Source organism: Flavobacterium sp. CG_23.5 (genome assembly GCF_017875765.1).
In the GTDB taxonomy this organism is placed as follows: domain Bacteria; phylum Bacteroidota; class Bacteroidia; order Flavobacteriales; family Flavobacteriaceae; genus Flavobacterium.
In genome coordinates this window covers 1,351,641-1,375,688 of the sequence record NZ_JAGGNA010000001.1, presented here as the reverse complement: position 1 = coordinate 1,375,688, position 24,048 = coordinate 1,351,641, and the positions used below count along the sequence as shown (strand labels likewise).

Genomic DNA, 24,048 nt, shown 5'->3' with positions numbered 1-24,048 from the left:
AAATGTGTTATTAATTTTGTTTTATGCATTTAAAGAAAAAGCGACTGTATTTTAGGATACAGTCGCTTTTTTTATAGTCTTATTCCGGGAGGGAGTAGCTCTTTATAAACAGGATTTTTTTTGAAAAATACTACTATTTTAGGAAGGATTGGAACGACTTTAAATTTTCGTTCAATGGCAATTCCCATAATGTTTTTGAGGAAATTGGTGATGAATTCTTCGTCTTCAAATGAATCAGGGGTGTTGATTTTTGTTAAAAATATCTTTTTTTCCTGAAAAGAATATTCCACTGAAACTAATCCTTCTTCTACTGTAGTTTCAAATTGTCTTGCAAAAGCATTGTCTTTAATTTCCATCGTCATATCCGTTTCCATATATTAATTGTGATTTATTGGTGTTTCTACCAAAATTATTTAATCTGTACGGCATCTTTTGCCTTTAAACCCTGATATAAAATCAAGTTGTCTTTAGCCAAGAAAAGATTTACTTTGTTGTGAGTACTGGATATTTAATATGAAGTATTGGTGTTGCTTTCGAAAATTTTTAAATAAAAACATTTTGCGATAAGCCCAAAGTAATTTATTTTTTTAAAACCTTTCTTTAAAGAATCTTTACAAAGGTATTGATTTGGTTTTCAATATCAAATGATTTTGAGGCGTATCTTGGCGTAACTCCTTCTTTGTCAGTAAATGTCCATAGTCGCGGCATTAAGGTAACTAAAATCAGTTTTGCGTTTTAATTGAATTTTATGGGTTTTATAGTCATAAATTATTGATAATATAAAGCGAAAATTCAAACAGGTTTGAATAAAAAAATTAATTTTATAAAAAAATCGAGATAGTAAATTGGAATGCTGTTATAAAATCGTTAAAAGCTATTATGAGTAAAATACCTGTTTATTTAATGCCAGGATTAGCGGCCAGTACTGCAATTTTTGAGCGAATTGTTCTTCCTGAAGATGTTTTTGAAATTCATCTGTTGGAATGGGAAATTCCTTTAGATAAGGAATCGTTGGCCGATTATGCCAAGAGAATTGCAGAGAAAATAAAACAACCAAATCCAGTTTTAATTGGAGTTTCGTTTGGTGGTATTTTAGTTCAGGAAATGGCTCGCTATATTGAGGCCAGGAAAGTAATTATTATTTCGAGTGTAAAAAGTAATTTGGAATTCCCAAGAAGATTGAAAATAGCCAAAACTACTAAAGCGTACAAACTAATTCCGATGAGTCTGCTTTTAAACATAGAGAATTTGGCTAAGTTTTCTTTTGGTGAAAAAATCAATAAGCGGTTGAAATTGTATGAAAAATTTCTTTCGGTTCGTGATATTGGTTATTTGGAATGGGCTGTTGAAAAAGTTATTCTTTGGGATAGAATCAGTGTTGATGAGAATGTAATTCATATACATGGCGATATGGATGATGTTTTTCCTATAAAATATATTAAGAATTGCATCGTTGTAAAAGGCGGTACCCATGTCATGATTTTGAATAAATACAAATGGTTGAATGAAAATTTACCGGCTATTATTTTAAATTCAAAGTAGAATGCGGACTGATTATTGTGACAATGCATAAAATAAAAAAGGAAAATATGGAAATGATAAAAAAAGTTGGAATAATTAGTATAGTGATTTTTGTAAGTGGACTATTTGTTTTTGCAACAACATATGATTCAAAAGATAAAATCAATAAACAAGGAATTTCTACATATTTTCCTGAGAAACTTGACTTTGCCGGTGAAGAAACACCTTTAAAATTATCGGATGTTAGAGAGCGTCTCGATAGAGAATTGCTGATAAATATCAATTCGCAAGCATCGACTATTCTGAATATAAAAAGAGCCAATCGTGCTTTTCCAGTTATTGAACCTATTCTTAAAAAAAATGGTATTCCGGATGATTTTAAATATTTGGCAGTTATAGAAAGTGGTTTGGTTAACGCCGTTTCTCCCGCAGGAGCGCGAGGAGTGTGGCAATTTATGCCTGAAACGGCCAGAGAGAAAGGAATGGAAGTTACGGATAATGTTGATGAGCGATATCATCTTGAAAAATCGACAGAAGCAGCTTGTAGCTATTTTTTGAAAGCCAAAGCGAAATTTGGAAGTTGGACAATGGCTGCGGCTTCTTATAACGGAGGAATGACGGGTGTGCAAAAGCAAATTGATATTCAAAAAGTAACTAATTATTATGATTTACTGCTTACGGAAGAAACGTCGAGATATGTTTTTAGGATTCTTACTTTGAAAGAAATAATGAAAAACCCTATAAAATATGGATTCACAGTACTTCCTGGAGAGATGTATGAAATTTTGCCTACCAAAAAGATTGAAATCGACAGTTCAATAACGGATCTGGCAGCCTTTGCAAAAGAGCAAGGAATTAATTATAAGATTTTGAAAATACACAATCCTTGGCTTAGAGAAACTAAATTAATAAACGATACGGGCAAAAAATATCAAATCGAAATTCCATTGAAAGGATATTAATTAACATAAAAGAAAGTATGAAAATGACAGCAACAACGGTTTTAATATTGATTGGCATTGGGTTAACAGCGGGAATTTTAAGCGGATTAATAGGTATTGGAGGAGGAATTATAATTGTCCCAATGCTTTTACTGATTGGTCTGACCCAACAACAGGCACAAGGCACAAGTTTAGCGGTAATGTTGCCGCCAATTGCTTTTTTGGCAGTATTAAATTATCATAGGGCCGGACAAATTGAGTGGAAATATGCGATAATCATTTCTGCACTGTTTATTGTTGGAAGTTATTTTGGGAGTAAAATAGCAATTAATCTTAATCCCAAAATATTAAAAAAGGTATTTGGAGTAGTATTGTTACTTATAGCCGGAGAAATGCTTTTTAGTAAATAAAAAAAAACACCAATCTAATGGTGTTTTTTTTATGGAATTGATAACAATAAAGTAACTTATATTTTTTTCATCTGATCTTTCATCATTGTGATTTGATCTTTCAACATATTCTGCTTGTCTAATTTTTTAGCTTCATTCAATAGAGTATTCGCTTCAAGCTTTCTTCGGCGCGTCATGGCAACTCCGGCTAAATTTAATTTGGCTACAGCCAAGTCCATATCCATTGATAATCCCAATTCGATTGCTTTTTTGAAATATTTTTCTGCTTGATTGATATTTGTTTGCGAAAGCATGATTCCGTGCAAGTAATTAAAGTATCCCTGTTGTTTTTGTACTAAAGCAGTTTCGGGATTTTTGATGTAGGCTAGCCATTTTTTGGCGCCCTCAAAATCCTGTTTTCTTAATTTTAAGAAGGCAAGTAAGATAAATTCGTTTTTGAAGTAAAGAAAAATAGGAATTGCACTCAATAATATAAGGAATATACCGTTGCCGATATTTCCATCTGTAATTTGCCAAATCCCTGTCGCTATTATTAATCCAGCGATAATAAGTTTAATATTTCTGTGAAACATAGTGTGATTATTTTAAGATCACAAATATAGTAAAATGAATTGAAAATATTTTTACAAAACTGCTTGCGAGAAAAAAAAGTCTTTGTATATTTGCACTCGGTTTTAGAATAACAGTTATTCGAAATAGGAAGACATATAAATAAGATTTTAAAGATACAAAGCAATGAGCAAAAGAACGTTTCAACCATCGAAAAGAAAAAGAAGAAATAAGCACGGATTTATGGACAGAATGGCTTCTGCAAATGGAAGAAAAGTTCTAGCGCGTAGAAGAGCTAAAGGAAGACATAAATTGACTGTTTCTTGTGAACCAAGACACAAAAAATAATGTTTTTATAAACATAAATAAGGCGTTACTTTCTTTAGTATCGCCTTTTTTTATACCTAGTCGTTAAAAAAAAATTAAGGCTCGGATTTAAAGTCTTAAAGTTGAGTAACTTTAATCTTTGAAAAAAATAACTACACAACACAATACAACACTACAATGCCAAAAGATACATCCATAAAATCAGTTTTAATAATAGGTTCAGGTCCTATTGTTATTGGTCAAGCATGTGAATTTGATTATGCGGGATCACAATCTGCTCGTTCTATCCGTGAGGAAGGAATTGAAGTTATCCTAATCAATTCCAATCCGGCAACCATTATGACCGACCCATCCATGGCCGATCATATTTACTTGAAACCCCTAACTACTAAATCAATCATTGAAATTCTTAAAGCACATCCTCAAATCGATGCTGTTTTGCCTACAATGGGTGGACAAACGGCGCTGAACTTGTGTCTTGAAGCCGATGAAAAAGGAATTTGGGCTGATTTTGGAGTAAAATTAATCGGGGTTGATGTAAACGCAATTAATATTACCGAAGATAGAGAGCAGTTCAAACAATTGCTAAAAAAGATAGGCGTTCCATCTGCACCGGCTGAAATATGTACTTCTTACCTTAGAGGAAAAGAAATAGCGCAGGAATTTGGTTTTCCATTAGTAATACGTCCTTCGTTTACGCTTGGTGGTACCGGAGCTGCTATTGTATACAAAAAAGAAGATTTTGACGAACTTTTAACCAGAGGTTTAGAAGCATCACCTATTCATGAGGTGTTGATTGACAAAGCTTTAATGGGGTGGAAGGAATATGAGTTGGAACTTTTGAGAGATAAAAACGATAATGTTGTGATTATCTGTTCTATCGAAAATATGGATCCAATGGGAATTCATACTGGAGATTCCATTACGGTTGCGCCGGCAATGACGTTATCCGATACGACTTTCCAAAGAATGCGTGATTATGCCATTTTGATGATGCGCAGCATCGGAAATTTTGCAGGAGGTTGTAATGTGCAGTTTGCTGTTTCGCCTGACGAGAAAGAAGATATTGTAGCGATTGAAATCAATCCTCGTGTGTCTCGTTCATCCGCTTTGGCATCAAAAGCAACGGGTTATCCTATTGCAAAGATTGCGTCAAAATTAGCGTTAGGTTACAACTTAGATGAATTGCAAAACCAAATCACCAAATCAACTTCGGCTTTGTTTGAACCAACCTTGGATTATGTGATTGTGAAAATTCCACGTTGGAACTTTGACAAATTCGAAGGAGCTGACAGAACTTTGGGACTTCAAATGAAATCCGTAGGGGAAGTAATGGGAATTGGTCGTTCGTTCCAAGAAGCTTTGCATAAAGCCACTCAATCATTGGAAATCAAAAGAAATGGTTTAGGTGCGGACGGAAAAGGATATAAAAATTACGAACAAATTATCGAGAAACTGACTTTTGCTAGTTGGGATCGTGTTTTTGTGATTTATGATGCCATCGCTCTTGGAATTCCATTGAGCCGTATTCATGAAATTACTAAAATCGATATGTGGTTCTTAAAACAATACGAAGAACTTTATACTTTAGAGAAAGAGATTTCAAATTATAAAGTAGATACTTTACCAAGAGAGCTTTTGCTTGAAGCGAAACAAAAAGGTTTTGCCGATAGACAAATTGCACACATGATGGGTTGTTTGGAAAGTCAAGTACATACGTTACGAACTACGATGAACATCAATCGTGTATTCAAATTAGTGGATACTTGTGCGGCGGAGTTCAAAGCGAAAACGCCCTATTACTATTCGACTTTTGAAGCCGAAATAGAAAAAGCGGACGGAACGCGTTACGTGGACAACGAAAGTATTGTTACTGATAAAAAGAAAATAATTGTTCTTGGGTCAGGCCCAAATAGAATTGGACAAGGAATCGAATTTGATTACTCATGTGTGCATGGTGTGCTTGCCGCCAAAGAATGTGGCTACGAAACCATCATGATCAACTGTAATCCAGAAACGGTTTCGACTGATTTTGATACAGCCGATAAATTGTATTTCGAACCAGTTTTTTGGGAACATATTTACGATATTATCCAACATGAAAAACCAGAAGGGGTTATCGTGCAATTAGGAGGACAAACAGCCTTGAAATTAGCCGAAAAACTATCTAAATACGGTATTAAAATTATAGGAACGAGCTTTGATGCTTTGGATTTAGCCGAAGACAGAGGACGTTTCTCTGAGTTGTTAACCGAATTGAAAATTCCTTTCCCACAATTTGGAATTGCAGAGACGGCTGATGAAGCTTCTGCTTTAGCTGACACGTTGGACTTCCCGTTATTGATTCGTCCTTCTTATGTGTTGGGTGGTCAGGGAATGAAAATTGTAATCAACAAGCAAGAACTGGAAGAACACGTTATCAATTTATTGAAAACGATTCCAGGAAATAAACTGCTTTTAGACCACTATCTTGATGGTGCGATAGAAGCGGAAGCTGATGCGATTTGCGATGGAGAAAATGTGTACATCATAGGAATTATGGAACACATTGAACCATGCGGAGTGCATTCTGGCGACAGTAACGCGACTTTACCACCATTTAACTTGGGTGAATTTGTGATGCAACAAATAAAAGATCATACCAAAAATATAGCGTTGGCTTTGAGAACGGTTGGTTTAATCAACATTCAGTTTGCGATAAAAGATGATATCGTTTATATCATTGAAGCGAATCCTAGAGCGTCTCGTACGGTTCCATTTATTGCAAAAGCATACGGAGAACCATATGTGAACTATGCGACTAAAGTAATGTTAGGCCACAATAAAGTGACTGATTTTACCTTCAACCCACAACTGAAAGGATTTGCCATCAAGCAACCGGTTTTCTCTTTCAGCAAATTCCATAATGTGAATAAAGCATTAGGACCAGAAATGAAATCGACAGGAGAAAGTATCTTGTTTATTGATGACTTAAAAGACGATCAATTTTACGAATTGTACTCTAGAAGAAAAATGTATTTGAGTAAATAAAAACTTGAATTATTGATATTTAAAAAGCCCCGTTTGGGGCTTTTTTTGTGGGAAAGTGTTTTGTGTTAATGGCTCGTTATTGTTATTGCAAAGTCGGAGACATTTGCCTCAACGAATTCTAGATTTTGGCAATAGTTTAATATGTCAAATAAAAAATTGTTGAATTTCAGTTGTTTGTGTTTTTAAAGTCATCAATTATCAAATAACCATCAAATAAGAATTATGCCCAAAAAGGCACGTATTTTTTATATTTTCTTGAATTGCTTTCGGGATCATCTTCTTTGATAATTTTTGCAAGTAAAGCTTCTTTTATAATTCTAGACGCTATCGCAGCATTTTTATCTTCAATTTTAAATCTATCTCTTAGTGATTGGTTAGTCATTTTATCATTTGAAACATATCTCAAACAACAATGTTGATAACAAGCTCTTACTTTATCTTTTTTATCCATTTGATTTAGAGTTTTATAAGAATACATAATTACTCTGGTATGCTTCTCTTGAATAAGTATTTCTGGAGCAGGAAGTTGATAAATTTCATTATAAGATATTACTTTATCAATTCCACTTCCTTTTTCTTCACATATTCCTAATCTTCTCATTAAATCTGCAAGGGTATCGTTTCTAGACTGGTATTCATCAATAAACCTCTCTGGAGTAATTAACGGAATTCCGGGATTTGTAATTTCTATCCTATCTGAGAATATTTCAACCATAGGAAATCCTTTTTCTTCAAAATCTTGGTGGATTATTGCATTAGCTAATAATTCTCTCACAGCAATTTCTGGATACATTCTTTTATCATCTCGAAATGCTTTACCTATTTCTTCATTTGCTGGTAGTTGACTATTTACCCAATCAATTAATCCTTGATAACCTGATACATATCCTTTGCCTCCAATTTGCTCACGAATTGTTTCAATCTTATTATTGTTTTTGTAAACTATTACTCTGATTGCTTTTCTTTTTAAATCAGGGAAGTCTTCTAAGTTTTTAGCGAATAAAATGGCACCTAAATTTGTAATTGAGTATTTAGTAGTTTTCTTAATGATTAAGTTTTCTGAAATGAATTTATCGATTACTCCTTTTCTATTAGATGGATAAGGAAGTTTCAGTAAATCAAAATAAGTTTGAGTATCAAGTAAAGAAATGATTGTATCGTCATCAACATTTTCTTTAGCTAATTGCAACTCGAATTTATCTTTGGTTTTTCTATTCCAAATTTTCGCTTCTTTTTCTGGAAAATCTTTAAGTAACCTAGTATAACTACCAATCCTGATATAAGCTTGATTAAGGAACTTGACGGGACGATTAATAGACGCAGGAATAACAAACATACTAATTCTGATATTCTCTGAATAAAAAAATTCATAAGTTTTAAAATCAATACGAGGATCTAGACGTTGAATTATCCAATTTTCAAGTTCCTCTTTTCCTTGAGTTGCCGATTTTACTTTAAATGTTGTTCCCTTAATTGTATGGGTTTTGTCTTCGACTCCAAAAATTAAAAACCCATTTTGTTTATTATTTAAACAAGCACCATTTGCTAAGGCTGAAATTCTTTCTCCTATTTCTTCATTAGAATGAAAGTTCAACTTGAATTCAACCCATTCGGTTTCTTGAGAAAAGGTTACAAGCTCTTTTATTAATGATTTTAATTCGATTTCTTCCATATTGTCAAATAAGTGTCAAATAAGAAACCCTTTAATATAGGGCTTTGTTTACTGATCAGATGTAAATATACATTTTTTAATCAAATAAGATATTGCATTTTTCTCGATTTTAAAATCATTATTAACATAAAAAACAACTCCTACATCAACTCCTATAATTTTTCAAGTTAACTATAAAACTATTTGTATAAAAAAAACTGATTAAATTTCCCTAAGTTAATATTTATAGATTATTTCTTTGAAATAGCCTCTAATGAAATAAAAAATGCCCCAATCTAGGAACTTTTACATATCAAAATACTGAACTTATTTCTTCTTCAATTTCACCTTGAAAAAATCAATAGTTCTTGTCCATGATAAAGTGGCGGCTTTTTCATCGTATCTCGGCGTGGTATTGTTATGAAAACCATGATTCACTCCGGGATAGAAATAAGCAGTATGTTTTACTTTGTTCTTTTTAAGGATCGCTTCAAAAGCAGGCCAACCTTCATTTACTCTGCTGTCTAAACTGGCATAGTGTGCTAGGATAGGCGTTTTTATTTTCTCGGCCTCGGCTGCTGTGGGTTGTCCGCCGTAATAAGGAACTGCGGCACACAAATCTGGGATTTTGACCGCCATCATATTGGCAATCCAACCGCCAAAACAAAATCCTACCACACCAATATGTCCATTACAATCTTTGTGTGATTTTAGGTATTCATAAGCTGCAATAAAGTCTTCGAGCATTTCTTCACGGGTACGTTTTTTTTGTAATTCTCTTCCCGCATCATCATTTCCAGGATAACCGCCCAAAGGAGATAACGCATCGGGTGCCAAAGTAATGAATCCTTCCACGGCGGCTCTTCGTCCTACATCTTCAATATAAGGGTTCAGTCCGCGGTTTTCATGTACTACTATGATTCCCGGCAGTTTCTTTTTGGTTCCCGTGGGTTGAGATAAAAGTCCTTTGATTTTTCCTCCGCCTTTGGGAGAATCGTACGTGATGTATTCTGATTTCAGCCTTGGGTCTTCTGGCTTGATTAATATAGAATCAACGTAATTGGGTGTCATAAAACTAAGAAGCGAAGGAAGCGTGAGCGTTCCCACCGCAAACAACGATAATTTCTGTACGAACTGTCTCCTATCCAGTTTATTATGAGCGTAGTCATCGTATAAGTCAAATACTTCTTGACTGATGTCTTCTTTGGTTAGTTTTTTCATCGTTTTTAGTTTACTTCATTTGCTTTTAGAACTCTCAGAAAATTTCCTCCTAAAATCTTGGTGATATCTTTTTGGCTATAGCCTTTTTCTACCAAAGCTTTTGTAATCAGGGGATAGGTAGTAACATCATCTAATTCTTGAGGGGGAGATTCAATGCCATCAAAATCAGAACCGATACCTACATAATCGATACCAACTAATTTTATGATGTATTCTATATGTTGCATAACTGATGAAAAAGGCGTTCGTAGTGGCTCAACCTCATTTTTATACTTCATAAAAAGAAGTTCTTCTCTTGCCTCTTCTGTCATACCACTTTTTGTCATAGCGTCATTTTCGATAGCATGCTTTTCAATAAAGGCCTCTTTACTTTTCATGTAGTTGTTGTCTAAAAACCCGGAATAAAAATTTACCTGAATAACCCCTCCATTTTTGGCAACAGCTTTTATTTGTTCATCGTTTAAATTTCGTTGGTGTTGGCATAAGGTGTAAACAGAACTATGCGATGCAATTACTGGTTTTGTGGTGGTTTTCATTACATCCCAAAAAGTGGTTAATCCTACATGACTAATATCAACCATCATACCCAAGGCATTCATTCTCTGTATTACTTGTTTGCCAAAGTCAGTCAAGCCTTTATGATTCAAATCTTTGTTGAAAGTTTCGTCAAAGGCACTCGTTGCCCATGGTGTCGAATTATTCCAAGTCAATGTCATGTATCTTGCGCCACGATGATACAAAAGATCCAATTTATTTAAATCATTTTCAATTATGTGTCCGCCTTCAACGCCAAACATAGCCGCTATTTTGTGCTGTTTTACGACTTTATATAAGGCTCTGGTATTGGTTACTTTTACAATTTTATCGGGATTGCGTTTCGCAACTGCATCCAAAGCATCCATTTGTTGATTTGCGTAGGCAAAAGGATTTACTTTGTCTCCGTCGCAAAATACAGAAAACACCTGTACATCAAGTCCGCCTTGTCTCCATCGTGCCAAATCACTATGGGTCTTTCCTTTCAAGTCGGTATCAAAAACAAAACCTTTATCTACCGTTTTGGTTAGGATATCATTGTGCGAATCTATAAGAATGGCTCTGTCATGGATTTTTTGGTATGATTGAGCAATGATTTGCTGTGTCAATAGAATACTAATCAACATTATTTTTATTCTCATTTAGCCAATTTTTAAATTTTCAATTACTAAAGATACTTTTTTTGCCAATACAATAGCGCTAATAAAATTTTAGATGCAGCGTTACAGTTTTCTCTTTCAGCAAGTTCCATAATGCGAATAAAGCATTAGGACCAAAAATGAAATCAACAGGAGAAAGCATCTTATTTAATGATGACTTGAAAGACGACCAATTCTACGAATTGTATTCCAGAAGAAAAATGTATTTGAGTAAATAAAAACTTGAATTTTGTATATTAAAAAAGCCTCTTGATTGAGGCTTTTTTATGCGGTAATGTTTTCCGAATGATTTGTGTGTGGCATATAGTGGATCCACAATTCGCACCTATTCCTACTTTCCTTTAAAACAAATTTGCTCTACTTTGCTTAAATTGTGAGCGCGGAACATTATTTTTTGTTAAACACATATATGTCAATGATTTGTATAACAAAAAAAAGCCCGAATGTAAAATTCGGGCTTTTCTTCAACTTCTTGGTTAACAGTCTAAATCCTGATTAAAAATCTTGTCGACGTTTTTGTATTATTTTGATCATAAATATCAATCAAAATGTAGGTATCCTTTGTGATACCAGTTATTAAATACGAGTAAGGGTAGCTGTTTTTATTTTTTGCTGTTGTATCATCAATGATAAATGGAGTAGTATCCCCTTCTTTTGTAACAATCACCTTTAATAACGAAACTGATGACGTAATAGTTCCAGTAATCGTATATTGTCCATTGACAGCTTTTCCTTCTGATTGTGTAAATGCAATCGCTGGCGATGATGTTGGTTCATCTTTACTACAACTTACAATTGATAGTACAATAATTAAAAATGCGAGTATTCGTTTCTTTGTCATAAAATGTTTATTTAATTGAGATTAAATGCTTTACCTTTTGTTTTATTTTAAGGTTAGTTTATTCAAATCTAATCAATTATTAATAGGTCAAGTTAATATCTGTGAATTATGAAAATATTAAAAGTTTTTTTAATATATTTTAAAATTATTTGAATAAAAAAGCAAGTAAATTTATTTCGCCTGATTTTCTTCAAAACTTACCATCCAATTCACGCCAAATTTATCGGTGAACATGCCGAAATAAGCGTCCCAAAAAGTATCTTCCATCGGCATCCCCAAAGTTCCGTCAACTGAAAGTGTATTGTACAGCCGGTCAGCTTCTTCTTTATTTTCGGTATTAATGGAAAGCGAAAAATTATTCCCGAAAACAGTTGTGCGTCCAAAATATTCAATATAGTGATTGCCCATCAAGCTGGTCTCTTTACTTATGGGTAGTGAGATATGCATTATTTTTTCAGCATCTTCAGTAGAAATTTGGGTACTGTCATGCGAAGGCATGTCTTTATATTTTCCAAAATAAGAATACTCGCCGCCAAACACTGATTTGTAAAAATCAAAAGCTTCCTTACAATTTCCATCAAAGACTAAATCTAGATTTACTGTTGCCATTGTTCTCTATTTTTTAATATTTATTTATTTTAAATTTAGACTCGCTGTTAATTGTCCTTTTTTTCAAATATCTTTTATACCAGCTAATGGCTAAGTCCGCCACCTCCTGCAATTTTTCTGGTTCTTCAAAAAGATGCGTAGCTCCTGGGATAATTTTTATTTCTTTTACCGATTCTAATTTATCAAAGGCCATTTTGTTCATTCCAATAACCGGAACGTCAAGCCCGCCAACAATCAATAAGGTGGGAGCAGTCACCAAAGGCAATTCTGTAATCGCCATGTCAGGACGTCCACCTCTTGATACCACCGCTTTTATACTGTCTTTAAAATATGCCGCAGCTCTCAATGCAGATGCCGCGCCGGTACTGGCACCAAAATATCCTATTGGTAACCCTTTTGCATTTTTGTTTTCCATCAGCCATTCGGTCGTTTCTATCAATCGGCTGGTCAGTAAATCAATATTAAAGCGGTTTTCATAGATTTCGTCCTCTTTCTCAGTAAGTAAATCAAACAAAAAAGTGGCTATTTTATTTTGCTGCATCAATTCAGCGACCATTCTGTTTCGGGTACTAAACCTGCTGCTGCCACTTCCGTGAGAAAAAATAACCAATCCTATGGTGTTTTCTGGAATCACTAAATCACCCTTTAAAATCACAGAAGATAAAGCGATGTCTATTTCTAATTTATTCATGAATTGTACATTTTGAAATGAGCGAGATTAAATAGTTGCATTTTTATTCTGCGGGTTTAGGTAGCTGTAGCATTTGAATCACTTCCTCATCTTCTACTTGTGTGAACTCTTGATAAAATCCTCCCACTCCTCTAAACTGTTTTGAGGCAATAATATAAATAAATTCGTCTGCGCTGTCTTCGAATTTAGTCACGGTATCATAAGGAACAACAGGCACGGCCACGATAATTTTTGCCGGATTCTTTTTTCGCAACATTGCTATGCTTACTAAAAGGGTGTTTCCTGTCGCGATTCCATCATCCACTAAGATGATGTTTTTTCCATGGATATCCAGAGGTTCACGATTGCCCATATAAAGTTTGTACTTTTCCTTTAATAGTTTTCGTAGCCTAATTGTTTCCTGATCAATATACGCTTGATGAACATCAGGATGTTTATCTATAATCATGGAGTTCATTGATACGGCTCCAACAGCAAATTCTTTATTATACGGATGCCCTATTTTTTTCGAGAGTACAATATCCAATGGGAGATGTAAATTTTTGGCAATTATTAATCCAATGGGTACTCCACCTCGAGGAACAGCAAGAACTATGGCATTGCTATTCTTATATTTTTTTAACCTCTCTGAAAGTAGTACAGCAGCCTCAATTCGATCTTCAAACATCTCGTCATACATAACTGTAGGTTTTATATAATTAAAAATCAGTATAATAAAGGTACTGATTTTCAAGTAGTTTGGTTATTTTTTACGTTTTTTTATAAATGTTTTTGTAATTTAAAATTGAATTTAAGTTTGGAAAGATCTTCAGGAGTTTTTCATGTTGGTTGCTTCAAAAAAAGTGAATATTATGACTCATCAGGTTTAATTTTTTTAAAAAAAAGCGTCTTTCTTTTGAATTAGATTTTAACTAATTTTACTATGAACTAATTATAAAAAACAAATCTCTTTTGAAAAATATAAATGCTAAAGCAAAAGCGGATAAGAACACAGGTTTCGGAACTAACGCAAACAGTTATGGTGGTCGTTATGTGAACAAAAATGGTACAGCAAATGTGGAAAAACGAGGAATGCATATTTTGCACCGAATCAGTTGGTATCACACAATGATTGACATGGCTACATGGAAATTTATGCTTATTATTTTAAGTTTCTATGTTGGAATTAATTTTATTTTTGCGTCGATTTATTATGGAATCGGAATTGAGCATTTAAATGGAATTGCAAATAATGATAGTGAATGGGTCAAATTCGGGCAAGCTTATTTTTTTAGTGCACAAACCTTTACTACTGTTGGTTACGGGCATATTAGTCCTTCCGGTTTTTTGACCAGTGCGCTTTCTGCGGCTGAAGCACTTTTTGGACTATTGAGTTTTGCAATTGCTACGGGTTTATTTTTTGGTCGATTTAGTAAACCTACTGCCTTTTTGAAATTTTCAAACAACGCATTGATTGCGCCATATGGAGAAATTACGGGGTTGATGATTCGAACTACGCCTTTTAAAAATACTAATTTCACCGATGCTGAAGCCAAAGTAACGCTAGGAATGAGCGTAGAGGAAGATGGAAAATTAATTAACAAATTCTACTCTTTAGCTTTAGAAATGGAGAGAATTAATGCACTAACTTTAAGTTGGACTTTAGTACATCCCATTACAGAAGACAGTCCACTATTTGGTTATTCCAAAGAAGATTTTAGTAACACGAATGGAGAAATAGTTGTTTACATTAAAACCTTCGACGATATGTTTAGTAATACCGTGGCAACTCGTACTTCCTATACTTTTGCAGAAATAGTATTTGGGGCAAAGTTTGAACCCATGTACGGCAGAAGTGATGATAATTCTAAGACTATTCTGAATTTAGATAAATTAAATGCATTTAAAAGCGTCACTTTGGAATAATACTATAGTTTTTAAGTTATTTGAGATTTATAAGTAAATTTATTTTACATTTGTTTATTAAATTTAGGTAAACGATGAACAATGTAAAAAACGTATTCAGCATAAAAGATCTTGAAAACCTTTCAGGAATAAAAGCGCATACAATACGAATTTGGGAGAAAAGATATGACATACTTCAACCCATGCGAACAGATACCAATATTCGATTATATGATTTGGCCAGTTTACAAAAACTGTTGAATATTACTTTGTTGCATGATTATGGATACAAGATTTCGAAAATTGCAACCTATCCTCAGGATAAAATACCTTCGCTTGTTCGCGAAATAATTTCAAGCAAAACAGCCAAAAGTCACGCAATCAGTGCTTTCAAAATGGCAATGATGAACTTTGACCAGGAATTATTTTTTACCACCTACAATTGGTTAATTGCGGACAAATCATTTAAAGAAATATTTCATGAAGTCTTCATTCCTTTGATGAACGAACTGGGATTATTATGGCAGTCTGACACAATATCCCCCGCGCACGAGCATTTTATTAGCTACTTGATAAAACAAAAACTGCTGGTAAATACGGAAAAACTGCAAGTTTTAAAACCAACTAAATTAGATAAAGTTTTTGTCCTCTCGCTTCCATTAAATGAAATACATGAGTTGGGTTTGATGTATTTGCAATACGAAATTTTATTGCACGGTTATAAAGCAATCTATCTTGGCGAAAGTATGCCTATTGAAAATTTGAAAGATTTAAAGAAGCATTTTGATTCTATTGTTTTTGTTTCTTATTTGACGGTTCAGCCTGAAAAAGATGTGGTAAATGAATATGTTGCAAAAATGACTGTCGAACTATTAGATGATACTAACGAATTATGGTACATTGGCAGAATGGTTGAATTTATTAAAAGAGAAGAACTTTCGGAGAAAATTTCAATTTTCACTTCGATGACTGAATTAATAAATCATATTTAGTTATTTTGTTTAATCTTTTCGTATATTTGCTAAACAAATGAAAAAAACAATTACAATTATAGGTTCCGGATTTTCAGCTATGGCAGCATCGTGCTATTTAGCGCAAAGCGGACATGAGGTTACGGTTTACGAGAAAAATGGTAGCATTGGTGGTAGAGCTCGACAGTTAAAAAGAGACGGTTTCACTTTTGACATGGGTCCAAGTTGGTATTGGATGCCAGATGTCTTTGATCGTTTTTTTGCTGATTTTGGAAAGAAAACAACAGATTATTATGAGCTGATAAAATTGTCTCCGGCGTATAGCGTTTATTTTGGAATCAATGAATTTATTGCCATCGCAGATAATCTAGCAGAAATTGAGGCGACTTTTGAGTCAATTGAAAAAGGAAGTGGGAAAATTTTGAATAAATTTATCTCTGAAGCCAAAAGTAATTATGACATTGCCATAAAAGAGTTGGTTTATCGTCCGGGAGTTTCGCCTTTAGAATTAGTAACGGTAGAAACTACTATGAAAGTAGGACAGTTTTTTAGTAACATCAGTAGAGATGTTCGAAAGAAATTTAAAAATGAACGGTTAATTCAAATTTTGGAGTTTCCGGTATTGTTTCTGGGAGCCAAACCATCAGACACACCATCATTTTATAGTTTTATGAATTACGCCGATTTTGGTTTGGGAACTTGGCATCCAAAAACAGGAATGTTTGACGTAGTTCGAGCCATGGAAAGTTTAGCCAGAGAATTAGGGGTGACTTTTCACACAAATTCAAATATCGAAAAAATAATCGTCCAAAATAAAACGGCAAAGGCGATTGTAGTAGATGGTAAAATGATTACTTCTGACCTGATTTTGAGTGGAGCGGATTATCATCATACCGAAACATTACTAGATGAGCAACACCGAGCCTATTCAGAAAAGTATTGGGAAAGCAGGGTTTTCGCGCCTTCCTCATTACTATTTTATGTTGGCTTTAATAAAAAAATTGAAAACGTTTCACATCATGCCTTATTTTTTGATGTTGATTTTTATCAGCATGCCAAGGATATTTATGATGAACCACAATGGCCAAAAGAGCCTCTGTTTTATGCTAATTTCCCTTCGCTGACTGATAAAACAGCCGCGCCAGAAGGAATGGAATCTGGATTTTTTCTAATTCCGCTTGCTCCTGGAATCGAAGATACTGAGGCATTACGGGAGGAATATTTTGATAAAATAATTGATCGTTTTGAGGCTCTAACGCAACAAAGTATAAAAAATAACATTATATTTAAAGAATCTTTTTGTAAAAATGATTTTGTTTCAGAATACAATTCGTACAAAGGAAATGCCTACGGAATGGCAAATACTTTACTACAAACTGCTTTCTTGAGACCAAAGCTTAAAAGTAAAAAGGTTAAAAATTTATATTTCACCGGTCAATTGACCGTTCCTGGTCCTGGAGTGCCTCCAGCATTAATCTCAGGAAAATTAGTTTCAGATTTGATAAACAAGCAATTTTTAGATCAATAAATATGAAAAAATTATTTGATGATGTATCTTTCAAATGCAGTAAGTTAGTTACTAAAAACTATAGTACTTCATTTTCATTGGCAGTTTATATGCTTTCGCCAAGTATTCGAGATGCGATTTACAGTATCTATGGTTTTGTGCGTTTTGCAGACGAAATTGTAGATTCATTTCACGGTTACGACAAAGAGAGCTTAATTAATGATTTCGAAAAAGAATATTATAAGTCCTTTAATTTGGGGATAAGTTTAAATCCTATTTTGAACTCGTTTCAGCATACCGTTAAGCAATATAATATTACGGATGATATGATTCAAGCTTTCTTAAAAAGTATGAAATTGGATTTAATCAAATCCGATTATAACAGTAAATCAGAATATGAAGATTATATTTATGGCTCGGCTGATGTTGTAGGACTAATGTGTCTTAAAGTTTTTGTGGCCGGAAAAGACCATCGATATGAAGAATTAAAAATGGAAGCAATGCGTTTAGGTTCCGCTTTTCAGAAAGTTAATTTTTTGCGCGATTTGAAGGATGATAATTTGATTTTAAACAGGAATTATTTTCCTGGAGTGGATTTAAATTCATTTGATGAAAAGGCTAAAAAAATGATTATAAAGGAAATTCAGGAAGATTTTGATGTGGCTTATCAAGGAATTCTGAAACTGCCTATCGAAGCTAAATTCGGGGTGTATACTGCATTTGTTTATTATAAAAAGCTATTGAAAAAGTTGGAAAACACGCCGTGTCATGAAATTGGTAACGAAAGAATTCGAGTTTCTAATTATACAAAAGCGGGACTTCTAGCTAAGTCATTCGTGTCCTACAAACTTAAATTGGTTTAAATTTTTTTACATTTAAATAAAAATAATAATGATTTCTTTTTTAATTTTTCTTGGAGTTTTCCTGATAATGGAATGTGTTACTTGGCTAACCCATAAATACTTAATGCATGGTTTGATGTGGTATTTTCATGCGGATCATCATCAGCCTAAGTATGCCAATATATTTGAACGAAATGACATCTTCTTCGTGATTTTTGCCTTGCCAAGTATTGTCCTTTTTTACTTTGGTGTAGAAGGTGGCGTGAATTATTTATTTTTCATCGGTTTAGGAATTACGTTTTATGGTTTCTGCTATTTTACTATTCATGATGTATTGATTCACCAGCGTTTCAAGTGGTTCAAGAACACTAATAACAAGTACTTAATTGGCTTACGTAAAGCGCACAAAGTGCATCACAAACATTTAGGCAAGGAACACGGTGAGTGTTTCGGAATGCTATTTGTACCATTCAAATACTACAAAATCTAGTAATTCCGTTTGGGCGTGTCCCCGCTTTCACTAGCGTTACAGCGGGGTCGGGCAATCCGTTCCCGCTTTTTTTGTACCGCCAAAAAAGGCGATACAAAAAAGAGCTCCACTGCTGTCCCTCACGCGAGCCCATCCATACGACACTATTTATCTCTAAAATACCAACCATGAAAATATACAAACAAGAAACTGTCCAACACGTAAATGCAACTGTAGAAGAATGTTGGGCTTTCTTTTCCAATCCGAAAAATCTTCAGAAAATCACACCGGAAGGAATGGGTTTTGAAATCACTGATTTTGACCAGAAGTCCATGTATCCAGGTCAAATCATTCAATATAAAGTAACGCCGCTTTTTGGGATTACATTATCGTGGATGACGCTAATTACTTGCGTTAAAGAAAATAGCTATTTTATTGACGAGCAAAAATTTGGCCCCTACAGTTTTTGGCACCACAAACATTTCTTTGAAGCAACACCAAACGGAACCAAAATGACCGATGTGGTACATTACGGATTACCACTTGGCTTCTTGGGTCGAATCATGAATACACTGCTAGTTAAAAATAAATTAAAATCCATTTTTGCTTATCGTGTAACTAAAGTGGATGAAATGTTTAATTCGAAAAAATGATTAAGCAAGAAGTAGCGCTATTTTGGTTCAGACGAGATTTGCGACTGGATGATAATGTGGGTTTATACCATGCTTTGACCTCTAAATATCCCGTAGTTCCTATATTCATTTTTGATGAGGCCATTTTAGACAGTTTACCAAAAAACGACGCGAGAGTGAATTTCATATATGAGTCTCTTTCGAATATAAATGCTGAATTACAAAAAATTGGAAGTTCCCTTTTGGTAAAAAAAGGAAAAACAATGGATGTTTGGCAATCGCTTCTCCAAGAGTTTGATGTAAAAGAAGTTTTCTTCAATAAAGATTATGAACCTTACGCCATCAAAAGAGATTTAGCTATTTGCGAAGTATTAAATTCAAATAACAGTGCTTCATTTTTGTTCAAAGATCAAGTGATTTTCGAAGAAAAAGAAATCACAAAAGCGGATGGATTGCCTTATACGGTTTACACTCCTTTTAAAAATAAATGGCTGGAAAAATACAAATCACTTGCTCCGGTTCAGGAATATGAAACTTCAGATAAATTTTCTAATTTCTATAAAAGTAATTTTGCTTTCCCTAGTTTAGAAGAAATAGGGTTTGAAGAAAGTACTATAAAAGTGCGACCTCATAATTTAAAATACGTTGGTAATTATCAGGATATACGTGATTTTCCAGCTTTGGATAAAACAACTTATCTATCTCCACATCTGCGTTTTGGTACCGTTAGCATTCGAAAATTAGTTAATTGGGCAGTGCACAAAAATGACGTTTTCTTGAGTGAATTGATTTGGAGAGAGTTTTTTATGCAAATACTTTTTAGTTTTCCAAAAGTGGTTACGCACAACTTCAAATCGGCTTATGATGGCATTCAATGGCGCAACAACGAAGAAGATTTCAAGCGCTGGTGTTCTGGTAATACAGGTTATCCCATGGTGGATGCCGGTATGCGAGAATTAAATGAAACCGGATATATGCACAATAGAGTGCGTATGGTTGTGGCGAGTTTTCTAATTAAGCACTTACTGGTCCAATGGCAATGGGGAGAAGCTTATTTTGCCCAAAAATTATTGGATTACGAATTGTCTTCTAATGTTGGAAACTGGCAGTGGGCAGCCGGAACTGGTTGTGACGCAGCGCCTTATTTTAGAGTTTTTAACCCTGAAATCCAACTTAAAAAATTCGACGAAAAAGGGATTTACATTCGGAAGTGGATAAAAGAATTTGATTTAGGTTATGGTGAACCTATGGTAGATCATGCGTTCGCAAGAGACAGAGCCATTGCTACCTATAAATCTGGAATATTGAAGTGATTTAAAAAAATAGATTAACCATATAAGGGATATAAGTTCATTTAAGTTCGAAATTAGATTGCAATTCTCTATTAATGTTAATTGATTCGAAAACAACTATAAACAATATAATGCTAGCCAGTTTAACGTGAATGAACTTTCATTTTCATATTTGGTTGAAAATATTTTGCTTCAGTTTTGTCATTCCGAGGAACGAGGAATCTCATTAAGCATAATAAACTACAAGTGAGATTACTCATTCCTTAAAATCACAAATTCGTCTAGTCCTAAAAAAGCGCAACTTAAATGAACTTTCATTTCTTATATGGTTCAAAATATTTCACCAATTTTTTTTATTGCTACAACGGGGATGGGTTTTCTTAAGTTTGATTAGTTACGAGTGAGTTTCCTCGTTCCTCGGAATGACAAATTATACGAATAAGAATCTAACTCAAATGAACTTACACGTATATGGTTTAGACATTTGCGTACCGAGAGCATCACTTTATCAATTTATTCAGCATTCCATTAAAAATAAATCCGTGGAAAGGCAAAACGGAGTACCAATATAAATTTCCCCAAATTCCTTTAGGTTTAAAAGTGGCGGCTTGATACAATGTATTATTTATAATTTTGAATTCGAGCCAGGCTTGTCCGGGGAGTTTCATCTCGGCATATAAGACTAACTTTCCCTCTTCTTTGTTTGCATATAAAACGCGCCAAAAATCCAAAACATCACCGCTATGAATATCATGTCGGTTTGTTCTTCCTCTTCGAGAACCGACACCGCCAAAAAGTTTGTCAATAAACCCCCGAATTCCCCAAAGCCAATCTCCATAATACCAACCGGATTCTCCACCAATAGACCAGATTTTATCAATCGTATATTCTCGATTTTCAATTTCTTTTTTACGTCTATCAATAAAACAGTCTTTCTTTGGCACTTTTAAATATTCGGAAATATTGCTGCTAAACCTGCCGCTGACCAGAGAATCTTTCCAGCTTGACGCTACTTTATCTTCATCTACTTTTATTAAAGCTCTTGACAACGCTTGTTCGTACGTCATCGGTTTTACATGTAATAAGTCATTTATTCGAGTGTCTTTGCAAATAACCTCGACTTTCATGCTGCTTACTAAAGCGGAGGCGAGTTTAAAAGAAGTGGAGGTGATGAAATACAACCAATAGGAAGATAATTTAGGAGTCATTACAGGAACGGTCCAAATCCATCTTTTTAATTTTTTTGCTTTGGCAAAACCCAACAACATTTCTCTATAGGTGAGAATATCAGGTCCACCAATGTCAAAACTTTGATTGTAAGTGACAGGATTCAGCAACGATTTAGACAAAAATTCAAGCACATCAGGAATTGCAATGGGCTGACATCTGGTATTGAGCCATTTGGGCGCAATCATTATAGGAAGTTTATTCACCAAATCCCTAATTATTTCAAACGAAGCACTTCCGGAGCCTACAATAATTCCGGCTCTAAGTGTGGTTGTTGGAACTGTACCGGTGTTTAAAATTTTTTCGACATTTTTTCTGGAAGCCAAATGTTTGGACAAAGAATCATCATTGACTATACCGCTAAGATAAAGTACTTGTTTTGCATTAGTCTGATTGATTCTTTCAACAAAATTTCTAGCTGAAATACCTTCTAATTCGTCAAAATTATTTGAGGAACTTGACATAGAGTGCATCAAATAATAGGCTGCATCTATTTCGATTGGGATTATTGATAAAGTTTCTTTTTTTAGAAAATCAATTTCAATAACTTCGACATTCTTTTCAAATTCTTTTGGAACATAAAACCTATTTTTATCTCTCACGCAACAAATTACATGATGTCCCTGCCCAATTAAAATGGGTAAGAGTCGTTTTCCAATGTATCCTGTCGCACCAGTTAAGAGAATTTTCATAGGTAGATTGTATGTTGTTATTAGAATTATTAAAGTTAGCTTAATTTATTGGAAACAAGACTAATAAACTCTTTTCTTGTTTTGTCTTTTTCGAATGCTCCTGTAAAAGAAGAAGTGGTAGTAACCGAGTTTTGCTTCTGAATCCCACGCATTTGCATACACATATGTTGTGCTTCAATCACAACTGCGACTCCAAGCGGATTTAAGGCTTCTTGAATACAATCTTTTATTTGGTCTGTCAAACGTTCTTGTACTTGCATTCTTCTGGCAAATGCATCCACAATTCTTGGTATTTTGCTTAATCCCACAATTTTTCCATTTGGAATATAGGCAACATGTGCTTTTCCAAAAAACGGTAACATATGGTGTTCACACATTGAATATACTTCTATATCTTTTACTATAATCATTTGTTTATGATCCTCAGTAAATAGAGCAGATTTCAAAATTTGCAATGGGTCCAGTTCATAACCGTGAGTCAAATACTGCATGGCTTTAGCCACTCTTTCGGGTGTTTTTTCGAGTCCTTCGCGGTTGACATCTTCTCCTAAATTTTCAATGATAGTTTTGTAATTATCAGCCAATATGGCTGTTACTTCAGTATCATATTGTTCGATTTTCTCGTAGCTTTTTGTTTTGGATAATATCATTTTGTGTTTTTATTAATTTTAAATAATCAGTTTTTTTTCTAAATTTTGAAGGTTACAATTCCATAATCCATTTCAAAGACCTGTCCTGAAATTGATTTAGCTTTTTCCGAAATCAGGAAATTTGCCATTTCAGCCACTTCTTCGGGTTTTAAATATCCTTTCATAGGGTGACGTTCGACCATGTTTTCTTTCATTCGGTCATTCCTTAAAATATTTGCCGAAAGTGACGTTTCGGTAATCGTGGGAGCAATGGCATTGATGCGTACTACCGACGCCAATTCTGCTCCCAACGATTTTACTAATCCTTCAACTCCAGCTTTTGCAGTAGTAATACTAGCATGAAATGGCATTCCTAGTTTTGCTGCAACGGTGCTGAATAAAATAATAGATGGATTAGTCCCTTTTTTTAAAACTGGTAAATATTTCTGGATGGTTTTTACGGCTCCAATAACATTGATTTCAAAATCATTTCTAAAATCATCGATACTCAAACTTGCTATCGGTTTCAAATTAATGGAGCCAGGACAATAAATTAAAGTATCAATGTTTTCAATTTCAGGAAGCTCATCCTGTAAAACATTTAATGAATGATGAATCAAATTAGGATGTGAAACCTCAGGCGAATTTCTACTTATATTATGAACCAAATTAGTTTCTAATTGCTGCAGCAAAATGGCATTTCCAATTCCTTTGCTTCCGCCAATGATTACAATGTTTTTCATGTTTATTTGTTTAGTCTATTTTATCGTAGAAATTTTATTATTGTTACTCTGTCTTTGCTTCGAACATTTAAATCTTCCTTAGCTAGAAGTTCTTTATTTTTGATGTTTCGTTTTTCTTTCTTGTACGCGCTCCCCGAAACCATTTCTATTATTCGCACTATATCTAAAGGAGTTAA

The 24,048-nt window shown here is 34.1% G+C and carries 24 protein-coding genes; 12 read left to right on the top strand and 12 right to left on the bottom strand.

The genetic code is table 11. From position 1 onward, the window contains the following. Positions 1–71 precede the first annotated feature (71 nt). Complete coding sequence (locus H4V97_RS05870) at positions 72–356, bottom strand: GNAT family N-acetyltransferase (RefSeq protein ID WP_196850252.1); 285 nt, start codon at positions 354–356, stop codon at positions 72–74. A gap of 523 nt (positions 357–879) precedes the next feature. On the opposite strand from H4V97_RS05870, the gene H4V97_RS05865 reads away from it, so the two are divergent. From H4V97_RS05865 to H4V97_RS05855, 3 genes are read left to right on the top strand one after another with little or no spacing between them, the layout of a single operon-like run. Then, entirely contained in the window at positions 880–1,542 is a 663-nt protein-coding gene (locus H4V97_RS05865) for an alpha/beta hydrolase (protein ID WP_209549171.1), read from the top strand. A 47-nt stretch (positions 1,543–1,589) separates the two neighbouring features. Beyond that, on the top strand, positions 1,590–2,483 hold the full coding sequence (locus tag H4V97_RS05860) for a lytic transglycosylase domain-containing protein (protein ID WP_209549170.1): 894 nt from the start codon (positions 1,590–1,592) through the stop codon (positions 2,481–2,483). Between the two features lie 17 nt (positions 2,484–2,500). Continuing rightward, the gene (locus tag H4V97_RS05855; RefSeq protein ID WP_209549169.1) at positions 2,501–2,872 is read left to right on the top strand and encodes a TSUP family transporter; all 372 of its coding nucleotides are present in this window, start codon (positions 2,501–2,503) and stop codon (positions 2,870–2,872) included. Positions 2,873–2,928: 56 nt separating this feature from the next. Here H4V97_RS05855 and H4V97_RS05850 read toward each other — a convergent pair whose 3' ends face one another. Beyond that, positions 2,929–3,444, bottom strand: coding sequence for a DUF2892 domain-containing protein (locus H4V97_RS05850; RefSeq protein WP_209549168.1), 516 nt, complete (start codon positions 3,442–3,444; stop codon positions 2,929–2,931). Between the two features lie 163 nt (positions 3,445–3,607). Between H4V97_RS05850 and rpmH the strand changes: the two genes are divergently transcribed. Both rpmH and carB read left to right on the top strand, forming a co-directional pair. After that, positions 3,608–3,769, top strand: coding sequence for a 50S ribosomal protein L34 (rpmH, locus tag H4V97_RS05845; RefSeq protein WP_007136275.1), 162 nt, complete (start codon positions 3,608–3,610; stop codon positions 3,767–3,769). A 156-nt stretch (positions 3,770–3,925) separates the two neighbouring features. After that, positions 3,926–6,778 carry a carbamoyl-phosphate synthase large subunit gene (carB, locus tag H4V97_RS05840; RefSeq protein WP_209549167.1) on the top strand — a complete coding sequence of 951 codons (2,853 nt, stop codon included), beginning with the start codon at positions 3,926–3,928 and terminating at the stop codon, positions 6,776–6,778. A gap of 220 nt (positions 6,779–6,998) precedes the next feature. Here carB and H4V97_RS05835 read toward each other — a convergent pair whose 3' ends face one another. The 7 genes from H4V97_RS05835 to H4V97_RS05805 all read right to left on the bottom strand — a co-directional run bounded on the left by H4V97_RS05835 (position 6,999) and on the right by H4V97_RS05805 (position 13,663). After that, positions 6,999–8,450 carry an ATP-binding protein gene (locus H4V97_RS05835; protein ID WP_196850193.1) on the bottom strand — a complete coding sequence of 484 codons (1,452 nt, stop codon included), beginning with the start codon at positions 8,448–8,450 and terminating at the stop codon, positions 6,999–7,001. 306 nt (positions 8,451–8,756) lie between these two features. Beyond that, positions 8,757–9,650 (bottom strand): dienelactone hydrolase family protein, encoded by an 894-nt coding sequence (locus tag H4V97_RS05830; RefSeq protein WP_196850194.1) that lies wholly within the window; start codon positions 9,648–9,650, stop codon positions 8,757–8,759. 5 nt (positions 9,651–9,655) lie between these two features. Further along, the gene (locus H4V97_RS05825; protein ID WP_196850195.1) at positions 9,656–10,825 is read right to left on the bottom strand and encodes a dipeptidase; all 1,170 of its coding nucleotides are present in this window, start codon (positions 10,823–10,825) and stop codon (positions 9,656–9,658) included. 502 nt (positions 10,826–11,327) lie between these two features. Continuing rightward, a complete protein-coding gene (locus tag H4V97_RS05820; RefSeq protein WP_196850196.1) occupies positions 11,328–11,684 on the bottom strand; it encodes a hypothetical protein in 357 nt (118 codons plus the stop codon). Positions 11,685–11,855: 171 nt separating this feature from the next. Then, positions 11,856–12,293: a VOC family protein gene (locus H4V97_RS05815; RefSeq protein ID WP_196850197.1), complete on the bottom strand. Its 438-nt coding sequence runs from the start codon at positions 12,291–12,293 to the stop codon at positions 11,856–11,858. A gap of 13 nt (positions 12,294–12,306) precedes the next feature. Further along, on the bottom strand, positions 12,307–12,984 hold the full coding sequence (locus H4V97_RS05810) for a dienelactone hydrolase family protein (RefSeq protein ID WP_196850198.1): 678 nt from the start codon (positions 12,982–12,984) through the stop codon (positions 12,307–12,309). A gap of 43 nt (positions 12,985–13,027) precedes the next feature. Next, entirely contained in the window at positions 13,028–13,663 is a 636-nt protein-coding gene (locus tag H4V97_RS05805) for a phosphoribosyltransferase (protein WP_196850199.1), read from the bottom strand. Between the two features lie 272 nt (positions 13,664–13,935). On the opposite strand from H4V97_RS05805, the gene H4V97_RS05800 reads away from it, so the two are divergent. From H4V97_RS05800 to H4V97_RS05770, 7 genes are all read left to right on the top strand, one after another. Next, a complete protein-coding gene (locus H4V97_RS05800) occupies positions 13,936–14,889 on the top strand; it encodes an ion channel (protein WP_231385443.1) in 954 nt (317 codons plus the stop codon). A gap of 74 nt (positions 14,890–14,963) precedes the next feature. Beyond that, the gene (locus H4V97_RS05795) at positions 14,964–15,860 is read left to right on the top strand and encodes a MerR family transcriptional regulator (RefSeq protein WP_196850200.1); all 897 of its coding nucleotides are present in this window, start codon (positions 14,964–14,966) and stop codon (positions 15,858–15,860) included. 37 nt (positions 15,861–15,897) lie between these two features. After that, positions 15,898–17,367, top strand: a complete 1,470-nt coding sequence (locus H4V97_RS05790; RefSeq protein ID WP_196850201.1) for a phytoene desaturase family protein — start codon at positions 15,898–15,900, stop codon at positions 17,365–17,367. A gap of 2 nt (positions 17,368–17,369) precedes the next feature. Further along, positions 17,370–18,209, top strand: coding sequence for a phytoene/squalene synthase family protein (locus H4V97_RS05785; RefSeq protein ID WP_196850202.1), 840 nt, complete (start codon positions 17,370–17,372; stop codon positions 18,207–18,209). Positions 18,210–18,237: 28 nt separating this feature from the next. Then, complete coding sequence (locus tag H4V97_RS05780) at positions 18,238–18,678, top strand: sterol desaturase family protein (RefSeq protein WP_209549166.1); 441 nt, start codon at positions 18,238–18,240, stop codon at positions 18,676–18,678. Positions 18,679–18,845: 167 nt separating this feature from the next. Next, a complete protein-coding gene (locus H4V97_RS05775; RefSeq protein ID WP_196850204.1) occupies positions 18,846–19,310 on the top strand; it encodes an SRPBCC family protein in 465 nt (154 codons plus the stop codon). Further along, positions 19,307–20,602, top strand: coding sequence for a cryptochrome/photolyase family protein (locus H4V97_RS05770; RefSeq protein ID WP_196850205.1), 1,296 nt, complete (start codon positions 19,307–19,309; stop codon positions 20,600–20,602). The genes H4V97_RS05775 and H4V97_RS05770 overlap by 4 nt, the downstream gene beginning before the upstream one ends. Positions 20,603–21,081: 479 nt before the next feature. Here H4V97_RS05770 and H4V97_RS05765 read toward each other — a convergent pair whose 3' ends face one another. Genes H4V97_RS05765 through H4V97_RS05755 form a run of 3 tightly spaced genes read right to left on the bottom strand, consistent with a single transcriptional unit; the run spans position 21,082 to position 23,872 of the window. Next, positions 21,082–22,500, bottom strand: a complete 1,419-nt coding sequence (locus H4V97_RS05765; RefSeq protein ID WP_209549165.1) for an SDR family oxidoreductase — start codon at positions 22,498–22,500, stop codon at positions 21,082–21,084. Between the two features lie 35 nt (positions 22,501–22,535). Beyond that, a complete protein-coding gene (gene folE / locus H4V97_RS05760) occupies positions 22,536–23,150 on the bottom strand; it encodes a GTP cyclohydrolase I FolE (protein ID WP_196850207.1) in 615 nt (204 codons plus the stop codon). Positions 23,151–23,188: 38 nt separating this feature from the next. Then, on the bottom strand, positions 23,189–23,872 hold the full coding sequence (locus H4V97_RS05755) for an SDR family NAD(P)-dependent oxidoreductase (protein WP_209549164.1): 684 nt from the start codon (positions 23,870–23,872) through the stop codon (positions 23,189–23,191). Positions 23,873–24,048: the final 176 nt, after the last annotated feature.